General features: G+C 71.0%; 12 protein-coding genes. All 12 read left to right on the top strand.

Going from position 1 to position 16,792, the window contains the following annotated elements; genetic code table 11:
- Positions 1–24 precede the first annotated feature (24 nt).
- The 12 genes from rfbB (at position 25) to IT347_03505 (ending at position 16,779) form a co-directional block, all read left to right on the top strand.
- Entirely contained in the window at positions 25–1,059 is a 1,035-nt protein-coding gene (gene rfbB, locus IT347_03560; protein ID MCC6348653.1) for a dTDP-glucose 4,6-dehydratase, read from the top strand.
- Positions 1,056–2,660, top strand: coding sequence for an SLBB domain-containing protein (locus tag IT347_03555; GenBank protein ID MCC6348652.1), 1,605 nt, complete (start codon positions 1,056–1,058; stop codon positions 2,658–2,660). Before rfbB ends, IT347_03555 begins: the two co-directional genes overlap by 4 nt.
- Positions 2,661–2,673: 13 nt before the next feature.
- On the top strand, positions 2,674–3,759 hold the full coding sequence (locus tag IT347_03550) for a glycosyltransferase family 4 protein (GenBank protein MCC6348651.1): 1,086 nt from the start codon (positions 2,674–2,676) through the stop codon (positions 3,757–3,759).
- 207 nt (positions 3,760–3,966) lie between these two features.
- Positions 3,967–6,135 carry a VCBS repeat-containing protein gene (locus IT347_03545; protein ID MCC6348650.1) on the top strand — a complete coding sequence of 723 codons (2,169 nt, stop codon included), beginning with the start codon at positions 3,967–3,969 and terminating at the stop codon, positions 6,133–6,135.
- A 128-nt stretch (positions 6,136–6,263) separates the two neighbouring features.
- Positions 6,264–8,246: an asparagine synthase (glutamine-hydrolyzing) gene (gene asnB, locus IT347_03540; GenBank protein ID MCC6348649.1), complete on the top strand. Its 1,983-nt coding sequence runs from the start codon at positions 6,264–6,266 to the stop codon at positions 8,244–8,246.
- A 53-nt stretch (positions 8,247–8,299) separates the two neighbouring features.
- A complete protein-coding gene (locus IT347_03535) occupies positions 8,300–9,457 on the top strand; it encodes a glycosyltransferase family 4 protein (GenBank protein MCC6348648.1) in 1,158 nt (385 codons plus the stop codon).
- A complete protein-coding gene (locus IT347_03530; protein MCC6348647.1) occupies positions 9,454–10,542 on the top strand; it encodes a hypothetical protein in 1,089 nt (362 codons plus the stop codon). The genes IT347_03535 and IT347_03530 overlap by 4 nt, the downstream gene beginning before the upstream one ends.
- A 93-nt stretch (positions 10,543–10,635) precedes the next feature.
- Positions 10,636–11,658, top strand: a complete 1,023-nt coding sequence (locus IT347_03525; protein ID MCC6348646.1) for a glycosyltransferase family 2 protein — start codon at positions 10,636–10,638, stop codon at positions 11,656–11,658.
- Positions 11,659–11,833: 175 nt separating this feature from the next.
- Positions 11,834–12,901 carry a hypothetical protein gene (locus IT347_03520; GenBank protein MCC6348645.1) on the top strand — a complete coding sequence of 356 codons (1,068 nt, stop codon included), beginning with the start codon at positions 11,834–11,836 and terminating at the stop codon, positions 12,899–12,901.
- A gap of 10 nt (positions 12,902–12,911) precedes the next feature.
- Entirely contained in the window at positions 12,912–14,357 is a 1,446-nt protein-coding gene (locus IT347_03515) for an O-antigen ligase family protein (protein ID MCC6348644.1), read from the top strand.
- Between the two features lie 37 nt (positions 14,358–14,394).
- On the top strand, positions 14,395–15,546 hold the full coding sequence (locus tag IT347_03510) for a glycosyltransferase family 4 protein (protein MCC6348643.1): 1,152 nt from the start codon (positions 14,395–14,397) through the stop codon (positions 15,544–15,546).
- Positions 15,547–15,780: 234 nt separating this feature from the next.
- Positions 15,781–16,779 (top strand): GDP-mannose 4,6-dehydratase, encoded by a 999-nt coding sequence (locus IT347_03505; GenBank protein MCC6348642.1) that lies wholly within the window; start codon positions 15,781–15,783, stop codon positions 16,777–16,779.
- Positions 16,780–16,792 lie beyond the last annotated feature (13 nt).

Below are 16,792 nucleotides of genomic sequence, written 5' to 3'. Positions count from 1 at the left end.
AGCGGCGTGGCGCAGTCCGCGACCCTGGAGCGAAGCCGGGTCCTCGTCACCGGGGGCGCCGGCTTCATCGGCTCCAACTTCGTCCATCGCCTGCTGTCGCGACATCCCGCCGCCGAGGTGGTGGTGCTCGATGCGCTCACCTACGCCGGCCGCAAGGAGAACCTGCACGGACTGCCGGACCGGCAGCTGACCTTCGTGCACGGCGACATCCGCGACCCCCAGGCGGTCGCGGCGGCGATGCGGGGCTGCGACCACGTCGTGAACTTCGCGGCCGAGTCGCACGTGGACCGCTCGATCGAGACCCCCGGGGAGTTCATCCAGACCGACGTCTACGGCGTCTTCGTGCTCGCCGAGGAGGCGCGCCGCGTCGGCGTGAAGCGCTTCGTGCAGGTCAGCACCGACGAGGTCTACGGCGAGGTGCTCGAGGGCCACTCGACCGAGGACTGGCCGCTCAATCCGCGCTCGCCCTACGCGGCGAGCAAGGCGGGCGGCGACCGGCTGGCTTACGCGTACTGGGCCACCTACGGGCTGCCGGTCGTGGTCACGCGCTGCTCGAACAACTACGGGCCGCGTCAGTACCCGGAGAAGCTCGTGCCGCTGTTCGTGACGAACGCGATCGACGACCAGCCGCTGCCCGTGTACGGCACGGGCCTCAACCGCCGTGACTGGCTGCACGTGGACGACCACTGCGACGCGCTGCTCGAACTGCTCGCCTTCCCGGGCATCGAGGGCGAGACCTTCAACATCGGCGCGCAGCACGAGCTCGACGTCCTGACGATCACCGACACGCTGCTGAGCCTGCTCGGCAAGCCGAAGACGCTCGTCCGTCACGTCGAGGACCGGCCGGGGCACGACCGGCGCTACGCCGTGGACTCGAGCAAGCTCACGAACGTCACGGGCTGGCGCCCGAAGATCCCGTTCGAGGAGGGCATCCGGCGGACCGTGGAATGGTTCCAGGCGAACGAGGCGTGGTGGCGGCCGATCCGCTCGGGTGAGTTCCGCGAGTACTACGAACGCATGTACGGGCAGCGGAAGGTGCTGAAGGAGGTGCGTGCGTGAGGTCGCGCTGGCGGCGTGCCGCGGCCGGTTTCGTGCTCGCGATCCTGCCGCTCGCGACCGTTTCCGCCTTCGCACAGAGCGATCTGTCGATTCCGTTCGGCGCGGACGCCGCGAACGCACCCGCTCCCGCCGCCGCGCCCGAGCCCTGGCAGGTCGGAACCCTGCCGCTCGGCGGCCCGGTGGACGCGCGCGAGTACGTGGTCGGGCCCGGCGACGTGTTCCGGCTCAACCTCTCGGGGCGGGTGACCCGGGACCTCCCCCTGCAGGTCGGCGCCGAAGGAGCGATCTATGTTCCGGGCGTGGGTCCGATCGCGATCGCGGGGCGGACCCTGGAAGAGTCGAGACGCGAGGTGACCCGGCGGCTGACCCAGGTGATGCGTGGCGTCTCGGTGGACCTGCGGCTCATCCGCACGCGCGTCATGAAGGTCTATCTCGCCGGCGAAGTGCGTGTCTCGGGAGCACTGGCGGTGCCGGCCACGGCCCACGCCAGCGACGCGCTGCCCGATTCGGGCTTCACGCCCGGGGCCTCCGAGAGAAACATCTACCTGAGACGCAGGACGGCTGGTCGGGCCGACGAACAGGTCGTGCCGGTGGACCTGGAACGTTTCCGGCTGCTGGGGTTGCGTACGGGGGACCCGTTGTTGCGCGACGGGGACGTGATCGTCGTGCCGCCGCGGCTCATGCAGGTCACGATCGAGGGCGCCGTGCCACGGCCGGGTTCCTACGAGCTCGGTCCCGGGGACAGCCTGCGGACGATCGTGGACCTGGCGGGAGGCCTGCTGCCGTCGGTCGCGGAGCGGGCGCTGCTGGTGCAGTTCACGTCGCCCGAGCGCGCCGAGTCCACATCGTTCGAGGTCGCGGATCTGGCCTCGGGCGGCTTCAATCCCGCGCTCGGCAACGGCGATCGCATCTACTTCTATTTCCTGCCCCGCTTTCACCAGCTCGATCAGGTCGAAATCTACGGCGAGATCAGCAGGCCCGGCAGCTACCCGATCCGGCCGGGCGTGACGCGCATCACGGACCTCGTGCGCACCGCCGGGGGATTCCTGGATCGCGCGGACCTGTCCACCATTCGTGTCTATCGCGGCAGCCGGATCGCGAGCGACGCCGACCCTGAGCTGGCCCGGCTCGGGAGCCTGTCGCGCCGCGAAATGACGACGACGGAGTACGAAACGCTGCGGGCCCGCCTGGCGGCCCGCGCTCCGGACCTGCGGGTCGACTGGTCGCGGGTGCAGCGGTCGGAGGATCTCGACATTCGCCTTCAAAGCGGCGACGTGATCCGGGTGGACGCCGTGTCGGCGTCGGTCCGCGTGGACGGCGAGGTGAAGCGTCCCGGGATCGTCGCCTTCGCCGATGGGCGGACGGTCGCGGAGTACATCGCGCTGGCCGGCGGGTTCTCGAAGATGGCCTCGCGCGGACACGTGCGGCTCACCAGCATGGCGAATGGCCAGACGGTCCTGGCGCGCGACGCTCAAGTCGTGGCGCCGGGAGACCTGATCTACGTGCCCGATCGCGGCGAGAGTTCGCTGTGGCAGAACTCCCAGACGATCATCCTGGTGCTGGCGCAGGTCGCGACCATCATCCTGGCGCTCCGCCGCTGACGGCGTTTCCGGCGTGAGCCTGTCCGTTCTCGCGCTCGTCCCCTATCCGGTCGAGGGTGCGTCGGCGCGCTACCGCGTCTATCAGCTGGCCGGCCCGCTCGAAGCGCACGGCATCCGGCTGCACGTCCGGCCGTTTTTCGACTCGGCGGGCTTCGCCGCGCTTTACCGCCCCGGGGCGATCGCGGCCAAGGCCTGGCAGCTCGCGCGTGGCGGCGCCCGTCGCTGGGCGGAGCTGGGTCGCGCGGGTCGCTTCGACCTCGCGCTCGTCCACAGGGACGTCTGGCCATTCGCCGGCGACGCGGCGGTCGAGCGACTCGCGAGCCGGCAGCCGCGCTGGGTGTTCGACTTCGACGACGCGGTGTGGCTTCCCAATGTCAGCGAGGCCAACCGCCGATTCGCGTGGCTCAAGCCGACCACCCAGTACGCGCGGCTGGCCGCGGCGGCAGGCGGCGTCGCGGCGGGCAACGCCTGGCTCGCGCGGTGGGCGCGGGAGCAGCGGCCCGGGCGCGCTCCCGAAAGCGTCGAGGTCGTCCCGACCGCGGTGGACACCTCGAGATGGGCGTCGCGTCCCAGGGGGGACGGGCCGCTCCGGCTCGTCTGGATCGGCAGCCACTCGACGGTGCACTACCTCGACCCCTTGCGGCCCCTGCTTCCCGGGCTCTTCCGCCGTCACCCGGAGCTCGAACTGCATGTCGTGGGAGCGCATTTCACCTGCGAAGGCGTGCGTGTCATCGAGCACGCCTGGAGCCTCGAGAAGGAGGTCGAAGTCACCGCCGCCTGCGACGTCGGCCTCGCGCCCCTGCCCGACGATCCCTGGGCCCGTGGAAAATGCGGTCTCAAGCTTCTCCTTTATATGTCGCTCGGGCTGCCCGCGGTCGCCTCGTCCGTGGGGGTGCACCCGGAAATGGTCCGGGACCGGATCACGGGCCGGCTGGCGGACGGGCCGGCCGACTTCGTCGCGGCGCTCGACGAACTGATTTCCGATTCCGGCGCACGGCGCCGACTCGGAGCGGCGGCGCGCGAGGACGTGGTGGCGCGCTACTCGCTCGAAGCGGTGACGCCGAAGCTCGCCGACCTGCTGCACCGTGCGTCGTCGTGATTGGCCCGGGGCCCGCACCCCCCCCGGAGATCCTCCGCGGACGGCGGGCCCGATGCCCGGGAAGTTCGCTGGTGGACCATGAGCGGCGCGGGCTAGGCTGTGCCCTGCGTGCGCCCGAAAACGGCGCGGCCAAGATGTTCCCAGGAAGGCACCCCTCCACCCACGGGGCCGGCGATGTCGCGCACAGGAGCAGGGAAGCTCGCGGTGGTGGCGGCGCTGGTTCTGCTGGCGCCGTGCGGCGCCCCGCCCGACGCCCAACCCCTGCGATATGCCGGTGAAGAGCCCGCCGGCTCGCTCCCGCGGCTGAGCGTGGCCGGCGCGGTCTGCTTCGAGGCGGACTCGGGCCAGCACGCGCTGACCTTCACGTGCTCGCTTTCGTCGCCTCCCGCGGCGCCCGTCACGTTCCGCTGCGAGACCTTCGATGGGACGGCGACCTCGGCGGGCAACGACTACCTGCCGGCATCGAGGGATCTCGTCATCCCGGCCGGCCAGACGGGCACGACGTTCGAGGTGACGGTCCTCGGCGATTCGCTGCTCGAGGGCAACGAGAGTTTCGAGGTCCGGATCACTTCGGTCGAGAACGCCTTGAGCGATGGTGTGCCGGCCGTGGGCACCCTCCTGAACGACGAACGTCCGCGCTTCGAAGCGCTGCCGACCGGCATTCCCGATTACATGCCCGGGACCCTTCCTCCGTGCTGGGGCTACGCCGACGGCGACGGCCTGCCGGATCTCGCGCTGTACCTGAACACCGGTTCGACGTTCGCGGAGATGCCGGGCTTCCGCGCGCTCCTCGGGGACGGCAACTATCACGGCGGCGCCTGGTGTGACTACGACCGTGACGGCGACATGGACCTGGTGCTGATGCCCTACGGGGGCGACACGCTCGCGAACAGCGGCGTCCAGCTCTTCCAGAACACCCCGTCGGGTTTCGTGGACGTCGCGCCCGGCATGGGCATGAACATCGCAGGGCATGGCGAAACCCCCGTCTGGGCGGACTTCGACGCCGACGGCTGGCCGGACCTGTTCCTGCCCTTCTACGCGCATGTGCCGCCATCGCGCAGCTTCCTGTTTCTCAACCAGCGCGACGGGACCTTCGTGGATTTCACCGACTCGGCGGGTGTCGGGCTCGCCGGCCTGACCATCTACGACCGGCCCGAGGGAGCGTGCGCGGCGGACTGGGACGGCGACGGCGCGCTCGACCTGTACTGCGCGGGTCACCTGTTCCACAACGACGGCGGCGCGCGCTTTCACGACATCGCGGCGCAGGTCGGGCTGCCGGCGCGGTTCGACGAAGGTGCGCAGTTCGTCGATTTCGACGACGACGGGGACCTCGACCTCTACCTTCGAACCGGCACGGGACCCACGCTGTACCGAAACGCCGATGGAGTTCTCGTGGACGCTTCCTCCGTCCTCGGGCTGGGCCTGGTCGGCTGGTCGTGGGGGGACCGCTGGAGCGACCTCGACCTCGACGGCGACCAGGACCTGCTGTGCTTCCTGCCCGACGGGGGAAAGCGGCTCCTGCTGGCCAACGGCGACGGCACGTTCGCCGCGGACACGAGCCTCGCCCCGCTCGGACTGATCGGCACGCTCAGCGCGTTCGCCGACTTCGAAGGCGACGGCGACCCGGATGTCGTGGTGGGCGATTACAGCAAGCGGTTCGCGCGCAACCGGCTCGACCTCGTGCCGCGGGTCACGACCCCGTTCGTGAAGGTGAGGCTCGAGGACAGTCTCGGCCGGCTGACCCTGCAGGGCGCCACCGTGCGACTGCGCTCGCTCGACGACCCCCGACATCCCGTGCAGACCAGGATCGTGGACGGAGGATCGGGTTACCTGGGGCAGGACGAGTACACGATCACGTTCGGCGGGATCGGTTCCGGAGCCTTCGATCTCGAAGCGAGCCTCCCCGGGCAACCGGGGCAAAGGGTGGTCGTGGGCCCCGCCGAGAATCCGCTGCTCGGCGGCATCCGGCCGGGCGGTTCCCCTCCATGCACCTACGTGATCCGGCCGGACCACACGGTGGTCGTCGAATCCTCGCCGGCTCCGCCGGCATCGCGCCGGCCTCCGCCGGGGTCCGCCGCCTCGCGCACGCCCCGCGCGGGCTGCTGGCTGGAGCCTCCCCATCCCAGTCCGGCCCGTCTGAGCACGCTGCTGGCGTTCTCGCTGCCGTCGCCGGGCGCCGCGACCGTGACGGTCTACGACGTCGGAGGGCGTCGCGTGCGCTCGCTGCCGGGCGGACGTCACGAAGCGGGACGGGGGCGCGTGGAGTGGAACCTTCGAGACGATCGCGGCCAGCCGGTGCGCGCGGGGCTCTACTTCGTGCATCTCGCTCTCGAAGGCCGGACGCTGGGTACCACGCGGCTGGTCGTGCTGCCGTAGGCGAACGGGAGGTTCGCGGCGGCCCTGCGCGCGCCGCTGGCCTGTCGTGCACCGATGCCTTAGCGTCGGGCGAATGACCACCCCGATGCGCAGCGACGCGGGATTCCCGCCCGCACTCCGGCACTGAAATGTGCGGCATCGCCGGCATCTACCGGCTGGGCGGCGCGCCGGCGACGGACTCGCTCCGGGCGGAGGACCGCCGGGTGGTCGAAGCCATGCTGCGCGCCATCGAGTACCGAGGCCCCGACGATTCGGGTCTCGAGTCGCTCGGCCGGGCGACGCTCGGAGTTCGCCGACTCTCGATCCTCGACGTGGAGGGCGGTCACCAGCCGATCAGCGACGTCGGCGAGCGGGTCTGGGCGAGCCAGAACGGCGAGCTCTACAACTTCCCGCAGTTGCGCGAGAGCCTGGCGCGTCGTCACCGGCTGCGGACGCGCACCGATACCGAGGTGCTGCCGCACCTGTGGCTCGATCACGGGCCGCGCGCCGTCGAGCACCTGCGCGGCATGTTCGCCTGCGCGATCTTCGACACACTCGACCAGACCCTGCTGCTGGCGCGCGACGCGCTCGGAGTGAAGCCGCTGTACTGGGCGCGCGTCGGCGAGAAGGTCCTGTACGCGTCGGAGATCAAGGCGCTGCTCTGCGACCCGCAGGTGCCGCGCGATCTCGACCCGGACGGCGTGGAACGCTACCTGGCGTGCGGTTTCGTCCCCGGCGAGGCGACCGTGCTGCGTGCGGTGCGAAAGCTCCGGCCCGGATGCCGGATGGTACTGACGCCCTCCGGCATCCAGATCGAACGCTGGTGGCCGCTTCCCGACCTCGCCACCGACCCGAAGCTGGCCCACGCTCCGCTCGACGCTCTGGCCGACGAGACGGGCGCGCGGCTGGCGCGCTCGACCCGCGCGATGCTGCTGTCCGACCGCCCCGTGGGCATCCTGCTCTCGGGCGGGCTCGACTCGAGTCTCGTCGTGGCTTCGCTTCCCGAGGAGATCCGCCGCGAAACGCGGACCTTCTCGATCGGTTTCGAGTCGGGAGGACATCACGACGAGCGTGGCTTCGCGCGCGAGGTCGCCCGGGTGCTCGGGACGCGCCACCACGAGAGCGTGGTCGCGCTCGATCCCGCGCGAACGCTGGCCCGGGTGGTGACGCTGCTGGACGAGCCGTGCGCCGACGCGGCCGCGGTGCCGGCGCACCTGGTGGCCCGGGCGGCCAGCGAGCACGTGACCGTGCTGCTCTCGGGGACGGGCGGCGACGAGTTGTTCGGCGGCTACCGCCGCCATCGCCTGCCTCAATGGCTGCGCCACCTCGCGCCGGTGCCGCGCGCGCTGGCTCGTGCGGGAGCCCGCCTGCTGGGCGACCGCGATCAGCACCGGGGCAGCGCCGGCGCGGAACGCCTCGTCCTGGTGCGCAAGCTTCTCGAGGCGCACGGCCGGGAGTCGTTCTTCGGCGCGTACCTTTCGACCTTCGAGCCGTGCGCGCCCGAGCGCTTGCACGAGGCGCTGCAGGCCGAACTCGAGCCGGGCGCGGTCGCGGCGCGGCTCGAAGCCGAGCTGTCCGCCGAGCTTGGCGGGCTTCCCCAGGATCAAGAGGCGCAGGCGTTGTGCGTGGACCGTCTCAGGTACCTGCCGGACGACCTGCTGCTCAAGGAAGATCGCATGACCATGGGCGCCTCGGTGGAGGGTCGCGTGCCCTTCCTGGACGAGGACCTGGTGCGCTTCGCTTCCGGACTTCCGCGGCACGCCCGCTTCGGTGATCCCGGCGGGAAGGCGGTGCTGCGCGCCCTCGCGCGCCGCGTCCTGCCGGCTCACCTGGCCTCGCGCCCCAAGCACGGGTTCTCGGTGCCCGTCGAGGACTGGCTGCGCGGTCCGCTCGCGACCCTCGCCGGCGACGTGTTCGCCTCCCCGGGCAGCGGTGTCTTCCGCATGCCGACCCTGCGCCGCTGGCAGGACGAGCACCGGCGGCGCCGCGACCGCTCGGGACCGCTGTGGGCGGCGCTCTGCTTCGAGCTCTGGTGGCGCGAGGTGGCGGGCGCGGACGCCGCGAAGCTGGCCCTCGCGGGCCGCCCCGAGGCGACCGCACGCACGGCGCCGGCGGTCCCGGTGCGCCGGTGAGCGGGTCGGGCGGATCGGCCGCGGCGCGACGCGGCTCCGAGCCGGCGCGGGCCGTGCGTGTGCTGCACGTCATCACCCGCATGATCGTGGGCGGTGCGCAGGAGAACACGATGCTCTCGTGCGCGCTGGTGGACCCCGTTCGTTTTCCGAGCGTGCTGCTCACCGGCCCGGAGACCGGTGTCGAGGGCGAGCTGCACGGCGAAGCGGCGGCCCGCGGGGTCACGGTCCGGGTGGAGCCGCACCTCGTACGCCGCCTGAGCCCCTGGCACGACCTTCGCGCCCTGTGGCGGATCTATCGCCTGCTGCGGCGCGAGCGCTTCGACGTCGTTCACACGCATTCCTCCAAGGCGGGCATCCTCGGGCGGCTGGCGGCGCGGCTGGCCGGCGTGCCCATCGTCGTCCACACGGTGCACGGCTGGAGCTTCAACGATCACCAGCCCCGGTACGTTCGCGCCCTCTACGTCCAGCTCGAGCGCTGGTGCGCTCCGCTGGCCTCGGCGCTGGTCGTGGTGGGCACACCCGACCAGGCCGCCGGTGTCGCGCTCGGCATCGGCCGGCCCGACCAGTACGAGCTGATCCGTTCGGGAATCGAGATCGAAGCGTATCGCGACGTGGCCCTGGATCGCGCCGGAGCGCGCGAACGGCTCGGGCTGCCCGCGGAGGCGTTCGTGTTCGGAAGCGTCGGACGCCTCGGCGAACAGAAGTCGCCTCTCGACCTGCTGCGGGCATTCGAGCGGGTGGCGGGAGCCTGTCCCGGCGCGCAGCTCGTGTACGTGGGAGACGGGCCCCAGCGGAATGCGCTGATCGCCGCGATCGAACGCGCCGGACTGGCCGGCCGGGTGCACCTCGCCGGGCTGCGGCGCGACGTTCCCGAGTTGCTGCGGGCGTTCGACGTGTTCGTGCTGGCCTCGCGCTGGGAGGGCCTGCCTCGGGTGTTTCCGCAGGCCATGGCGGCCGGGCTGCCGATCGTGGCGACGCGCGTGGACGGGGCGCCGGACGCGGTGATCCCGGGCGAGACGGGCTGGCTGGTCGAAGTCGGCGACGTCGAGGGGCTGGCGCGGCGCATGACCGAACTCGCGAACGACGGCGGGACGGCAGCGCGCATGGGCGCTGCCGGCCGTGCGCGCGTGGACCCGTTTTCGGCGACGCGCATGGTCCGCCAGCTCGAGGCCCTCTACACGCGCCTGGCGGAGGAGCGGTGGCCCGGGTGATTCGGCTGACCTTCCTGCTGGCGCTCTTCGCCGGCGTGGTGGCGATGGCGATCCGGCCGGAGCCGGCGCCGCGCAAGCGCCTGATCGAGTTCGGCTGGGATTCACCCGACCCGCACTTCATGCGAACGCACATCGCCGAACTGCAGGCGAGCCCGTTCGACGGTTGCGTCTTCCACGTTCCCTACTTCGAGCCCGGCGGGCGGACCGGCGACTTCACGTGGGAGCTGTGGGGGCGGCGCCGCTTCACCCGCGCCGAGCTCGACTCGGCCCGCAGGGACCTGCTCGCCACGCGGTTCGGCAGGTTTCGCGACAACTTCCTGCGTGTGAACACCACGCCCGGGAACCTCGACTGGTTCGAGGATCATTCCGCGGTCCTGTCCAACCTGGAGCTCGCGGCCTCGCTCGCGCGCGAGGCCGGAGCGCCGGGAGTGCTGCTCGATCCGGAGCAGTACCAGGGGCAGCTCTGGGATTACTCCGTGCAGCGGCGCGCCACCGGCAGGAACTGGGACCAGCTCGCGGCCCAGGTGCGGCGGCGCGGCGCCGAGGTCATGCGGGCGCTCGAACGCGGATATCCCGGACTCACCGTGTTCATGACCTTCGCCTACTCGCTGCCGCTGCACGAGACGATCGGCGGGCGCGGCGCGCTGACCGGGGCGCACAACGGCCTGCTCGCGCCGTTCCTGGACGGCATGCTGGAGGCCGCCCGCGACAGCACCCGGATCGTGGACGGCCACGAGCTTTCCTACTCGTATCGCGATCCCGCCCGCTTCGCCGCCCAGGCGGACAGCATGAGGCGGGGGGTGCTCCGCCTGGTCGCGGACCCGGCACGCTACCGGCGGCGGATGTCCGTGGGGTTCGGCATCTGGCTGGACTTCGACTCGCCGCGTACGCCCTGGCAACCCGCGGAGGTGTCGCGGAACTACTTCACACCCGAGTCCTTCGGGCGCGCCGTGCAGGCGGCATTGGACAACGCGGACGAATACGTGTGGATCTACGGAGAAAAGCCGCGCTGGTGGACCGTGCAGGGCCGGCCCCAGGACGTGCCCGCGGCCTACGACTCGGTGCTGCGCGCGGTACGGCGCTGAGCGCCCGGCGCCTCCCGTGTCGCGGCCGTTGACCCTTTCCGGAGTCCTCCGGCACACTCCGCGACCCGAAGTTCCCCGCGACGGAGCCCCTCGATGAGCGACACGAGTTCAACCCCGGTTGTGGGCATCGTCCTCCTGAACTGGAGGAACTACCCGGCATCGAGCCGGTGTCTCGAGTCCCTCGCGCGGATCACCTACCCGGCGGCGCGGACCTACCTGGTGGACAACGCCTCCGCGGACGGCTCGATGGAACGCCTGACCGCCGAGTTCGCGAACCGTGGGATCGAGTTCCTGTGGAACGACGCGAACCTCGGCTTCGCGGCGGGCTGCAACGTCGGTGTCCGTCGCGCGCTCGCCGACGGCTGCGGGTACGTGCTCCTGCTCAACAACGACTGCGTGGTGGATCGCCCCGACTTTCTCGAGCACGGAGTGGCCGCGGCGGAGGCCGACCCGCGTGTCGGAATCGTCGGCGGCAAGATCCTGTTCTTCCCCGACACGACCCGGATCTGGAGCACCGGCGGCTGGATCGGACGCTGGGGAGACGAGCACCACGTCGGCCACGGCGAGACCGATCGCGGGCAATACGACACCGCGGCCGACCGGACGTTCATCTCCGGTGCGCTCATGCTGATCCGGCGCCGGGTGCTCGAGCGGCTCGGCGAGCTGCCCGAGGCGTACTTCTTCGGCAAGGAGGAGTGGGAGTACTCCACGCGCGCCATCAGGGCCGGCTTCGTGCTGCGCTACGAGCCTTCGTTCCGCGTGCTGCACGAAGCGAGCGATTCGCACGAGTGGACGGATCCGACCTACGTCTACAACGGCACGCTCTCGAAGGTGCTCTATCGTCGCCGCAATCTCTCGGCGCCGGCGTTCGCGCTGTGGTGGGCGGTGTTTCGCGCCTATCTCGAATTCCTCCTGCCGTTGCGTCACGCGCTCCAGCGCGGCCGCTTCCTGAAAGGCATGCCGTTCACGACCCTGCGTGCGGCGATGCGGTCGGCGGTGCGCGACGTGCCGGGCTGCGAGAAGGTGACGCTCGAGATGCTCGAGCGCTTTCGGCGCGACTCGGGACTGGTGACGTCGCCGCCCGGCCGGGCCGCCGGCGCGACCGAACGCGCCTGACGCACTTCGTTGGGGCCGCGACCCCCGGGGCGCGACCCTGGTTCCGGCAACGCGGGACGCGCCGGTTCTTGACGCCGGATTCGAGCGGCCCGTACTGTCCGCCGGCTCGGGCGGCCGCCTCATGGCCCTGATGCCGACGGTGCCGCACGCACCACGACCCTCCACGAGCCTCAGGATGCGGCAGACGCTCAACGAACTGCTCAGCCCCGAACTGCGAAGCTACTTCACCGCGGTGCGCGCTCACCTGCGGGGCGTCGTGTATTTCGTCGCCGGAGTCACGGTGGTCGCCGCGGCCGTCGCCCTGCTGCTGCCCCAGTGGTACCAGAGCGACTCCAGCGTGCTGCCACCCATGGAAGGCGCCGACAGTTTCGGGACCATGGCCAGCCTCGTCCAGAACGCCGCACTCAGCAAGATCGGGCTCCTGAGCACGCAGAGTCCCAGCGATCTCGCCGCCGAGATCCTGCGCAGCCGGCGGCTTCGCGAAGACCTCGTCAGGACGTTCGACCTGCAGAGCGTCTACGGGGCGAAGAACATGGACGTCGCCCTTCGCAAGCTTGGCCAGCACGTGCGCGTCGAAGTGGACAAGGCGGGCGTCGTGCACGTCGGCGTCGAGGATCGCCAGGCCACCCGTGCGGCGGACATGGCGAACCACCTCGTGGCCGGGCTCGACCGGTTCAATCGCGAGACGTACAGCACGCGCGCCAAACGCGTGCGCCTGTTCCTGGAAGAGCGTCTCGCGGATGTCTCGCGGCGCATGAACGAAGCCGAGGCCTCGCTCACGGCGTACGAGCGCACGCACAAGGTCGTGACCACCACCGAGTCCGCGGGCGTGAGCGGTCTTGCCGGCATCATGGCCGAACGCCTGAACCTCCAGGTCCGCCGCGCCTACGTCGCCAGCTTCAGCCGTGAGGACAGTCCGGCCCTGCAGGAGATCGACTCCGAAATGAGGGCGTTCGAGCGGGAACTGGCCAAGATGCCCGCGCTCAAGCAGGAGGGCGCCCGCCTGGCGCTCGACGCGGAGCTCCAGCGGCGGCTGTTCTCCCTCATCACCGCGCAGTACGAGGACGCGCGCGTCCAGGAAGCCCGCGACACGCCCACGATCACGGTGCTGGATCCGGCACGGCCCGCCCAGATGCGGGCCCGCCCCAGACGGTCGCTGATCGTCGCCGTGGCGACCCTCGTGTCGTCCGTGCTCGCGCTCGGCTGGGTATGGATCGAACGGCGTCGGGCGACGACCGCCTGAGAGGCCGGCGGTGAGCGACGTCCGCGTGGACCGGCCCGGCCCGCGGATCGCGGTTCCGCTGTGGCTGCTGGGTGCCGGCTTCGCCCTGATCAACGCGATCGGGCTCGGTGATCCTTCGCCCGGGAACCGCCTGCTGTTCGGCGCGGCGCTGGGGGTGGCGGTGCTCATCGCGACCGTGCTCGCCCCGTTCGCCGGATTCCTCGTGCTCTCCCTGTCCTGCGTCGTGAGCGTGGTCGTGTCGGTCGGCTCCGGCGAGCGGAACGTCATGCCGTTCGACGTGCTGCTCTTTCCATTGATCGTGGCGACCGTCCGGGAATGGATGCGGCGGCGGTCGCTTCCGATCGCGCAGCTCGACGCACGCTCCGCCGAGCTGGCGGGAACCGTTCGCCGGTTCACGCGATCGGCATGGCTCTACGTCGGCGCGGCCGCCGCCTCGCTGCTGGTCACGGTGTGGATGGGGGAGGCCGCCGGAGCGTTCGATTCGGCCCTCAAGCTCGGGCGGGTCGTGGAAGGCATGCTGGTCTTCGGGATCGGGCTCGCGACGATTCACAACGAACGCGATCTCGGCCGCGTGATCGGGGCCCTCGTCGTCGGGATGCTGCTGCTGGCCGCGGTGAACCTGGCGGGTTTCACCATGGCGCCGATCACCGCGGACAACACGCTCCGGCGCGCGGGCATGACCTGGTTCGTCAACGAGCCGGGCTGGTCCATCGGCGACCCGAACGAGGCCGGCATCGGCCTGCTGCTCGTCTGGGTCGTGCTCCTCGCCTGGCAGAGCCGCCGGGCGACCGCCTGGGGCTGGATCATGATGGCGCTGACGCTGGTCTTCATGTTCCTCACCCAGTCACGCAGCGGGCTGCTCGCCTGGTTCATGTTCACCCTGCTCACCTGGAGACGGATGCCGCGCCGGTTCCTCGTGACGGCGGCCGTCGGGATCCTGATCGTGGCGCCGTTCGTGGCGACCATCTGGTGGGAGCGAATGGCCCGCACGGTGTCGGCCGACCGTGGATCCTTCGAGGTCTACACGTCGCTGGTGCGGGTCTATGGCTGGTTCAGCGCCGGGCGCATGTTCCTTTCCCACCCGATCACCGGGGTGGGCTACCTCGGCTTCCGGCATTTCAGCGACCGCTTCAACGAGCTCGGCATCATGCTCGGTACCTGCGAGAACATGTACCTCGAGGTCGCCACGGGCATGGGGATCATCGGCATCGTCGTGTTCGCGCGCCTGTTCTGGCGGACGCTGAACCTTTCCGACGTGGTGGCCCGGCATGCCCCGCCCGACTCCTTCGCCGCGGCGCTCGCCCGCCTGCACAAGCCCTACTTCATCGCCCTGGCCATCTCGAACCTGACGGGCGACAACTGGGTCGGCCTCGCCGGGATCTCGCAGCTCGCCCTGTGGTGCCTGCTGCTGGTTCGTGCCGGGCAGCTCTCGCTTCGTCCCCGGGAACCCGCGTGAGCGGGGCGCCGGCGGGCCGCTCGGCGGGAAGCGAATTGTGAGCGCACCCATCCGGGTCGCCCATGTGGTGGCGACCGTCGGTCGCTCCGGGGTCGAGTCCTTCCTGCTGACGCTGCTGCCCTCGCTGCGGCACGAGGGGGTGGCCGCGACGTTGTTCGTGCCCGGCGAGGGGAACCTGACGACGAAGCTGCGGGCCCGGGGCGTCCCGGTCGAGCACGGCGCTCCGGTTCGAAAGCTCGACCTGCGCGCGGCTTCGCGCCTTGCCGCGGCGTGGCGGGGGCGGTTCGATCTGGTTCACGCGCACGGCCCGCGCGCCGCGTTCTGGGCCGAGCGTGCCGCGCGCAGGGCGGGCCTGCCCTTCGTGCTGACCGTCCACGAGCTTCGCTGGCAGAGCCTGCCGCGGGGACCGCGGCGCTCGGCATGGGTGTGGCTCGAATCGCGCGACATGCGCCGCGCCCGGGTGCTGACGACCGTCTCCGACGCCGCCCGGGGCGGCCTCGTCGCCTTCGATCCGTCGCTCGCACCGCGCATCGCGGTGGTTCATGCGGCGACCCCGCTGGCGCTGGACGGTGGCCCCGCCAGGATGGCCGCCCCATTCGTCCGTGGAGGCGCGATGCGCCTCGTCACCGTGGGCCGGTTCGGACCCGGAAAAGGTCAGGAGGTGCTGTTCGAGTCCCTCGCGCTCGCCCTGCAGGGGGGCCTCGACTTCGAGCTCGCGATCGTCGGACACGGACCCGGTGAAGCCGGCCTCCGGTCGCTCGCCTCCCGCCTGGGGATCGCCGACCGTCTGCGCTGGCACGGGCCGGACGCCGACGTCGCGGGACATCTGGCCGATGCGGATGTGTTCGTCACCACGACCCGCGCTGAAACGTTCGGCATCGCGGTGCTCGAGGCGATGCTCGTCGGGTTGCCCGTGCTCGCGACGGCGGTGGGCAGTCTGCCCGAGGTGGTGGAGGACGGCCGGACCGGGCAGCTCGTTCCCTTCGAGCCAGAGGCCACACTCGCGCACCGAGTCGCGCGCGAACTGCTCGAGTGGAACGCGGAGCGGGCGCTGGCGCGCGAGCGCGGCGCCGCCGGGGCGAGGCGGGCGCGTGAGCGCTTCTCGCCGGAAGCCCTGGCGCGGGGGATGGCACGCGTCTACCGCGAGACGCTGGCCGCGGCCGGGTCCGTCACCCGCGACGGTCCCTGATCCTCCCGGGCACAAGGCCGGTCCGTCCGGAGCTCGCATGCGATTTCCGCAAGGAGGGCCGCCCTTGCCGGGAGCGCGCTTACCGCCGCACGGCCCATTGACTTCGCCCGCCGGGCTTCCGTACCCTGCGTCGCGATTGAATGCAACGCGGCCCACGCTGCCCCCCGCGTGCCCGGCCCTGTCCGGTGCGTCCGGCTGGCCTGCGCGCCGTTGCACCGACATGAAGGGACGAACATGAAGATCCTGGTCACAGGAGGTGCCGGCTTCATCGGTTCGCATCTTTCGGAAGAGTTGCTGGGACGCGGACACGAAGTCTGGGCCCTGGACGACCTTTCGACCGGCCGAATCGAAAACCTCGAGTCCTTCCGGCACAACCCGCGCTTCCGCTTCCTCGAAGGCGACGTCATGGACTCCCCGCTCGTCCACGGGCTCGTCGCCCAGTGCGAGCAGGTGCATCACCTCGCGGCCGCGGTCGGCGTCAAGTACGTGCTCGAGAACCCGCTCAAGTCGCTGATCACGAACATCCGCGGCACCGAGGTGGTGCTGGAAGCCTGTGCCGAACACCGGCGCAAGGTGCTCATCGCCTCGAGCAGCGAGGTTTACGGCAAGGGCGCCACGGTGCCGTTCTCGGAGGACGACGACCGGCTGATGGGCCCGACGCACAAGCTCCGCTGGTCCTACGCGGCGGGCAAGACGGTGGACGAGAGCCTCGCGCAGGCCTACTACCAGCAGCACTCGCTGCCGGTGGTGATCGTGCGCTGTTTCAACACCTGCGGTCCGCGGCAGTCGGCGGCCTACGGCATGGTGATCCCGTCCATGGTGCAGCGGGCGCTCACGGGCCAGCCGATCCTGGTCTTCGGCGACGGCCAGCAGTCGCGCTGCTTCTCGGCGGTGCACGACGTGGTGCGCGGCATGCTGCTGCTCGCGGAAACGCCCGAGGCGGACGGCGAGGTGTTCAACATCGGCTCGGACGAGGAAATCACGGTCTTCGAGCTGGCCCAGCGCATCAAGCGCCTGTGCCGGAGTGATTCGGACATCGAGCTGATGCCTTACGACCGCGTGTACGGGCAATCGTACGAGGACATGCGCCGGCGGGTGCCGGACCTGCGGAAGATCCGGCGTTTCACCGGCTACCGTCCGCAGTACTCGCTCGACATGCTGCTCGAGACGACCATCCGCGACCACTGCGAGCAGATGCGGATTCCCTGCCCGGTGGGCGTCGCGACGGCCTGACGCCGTCCGACCC

This window comes from Candidatus Eisenbacteria bacterium, assembly GCA_020847735.1.
Lineage (GTDB): Bacteria > Eisenbacteria > RBG-16-71-46 > RBG-16-71-46 > RBG-16-71-46 > CAIXRL01.
The sequence above is the reverse complement of the archived record's forward strand: the minus strand, read 5'-3'. Positions and strand labels throughout refer to the sequence as shown.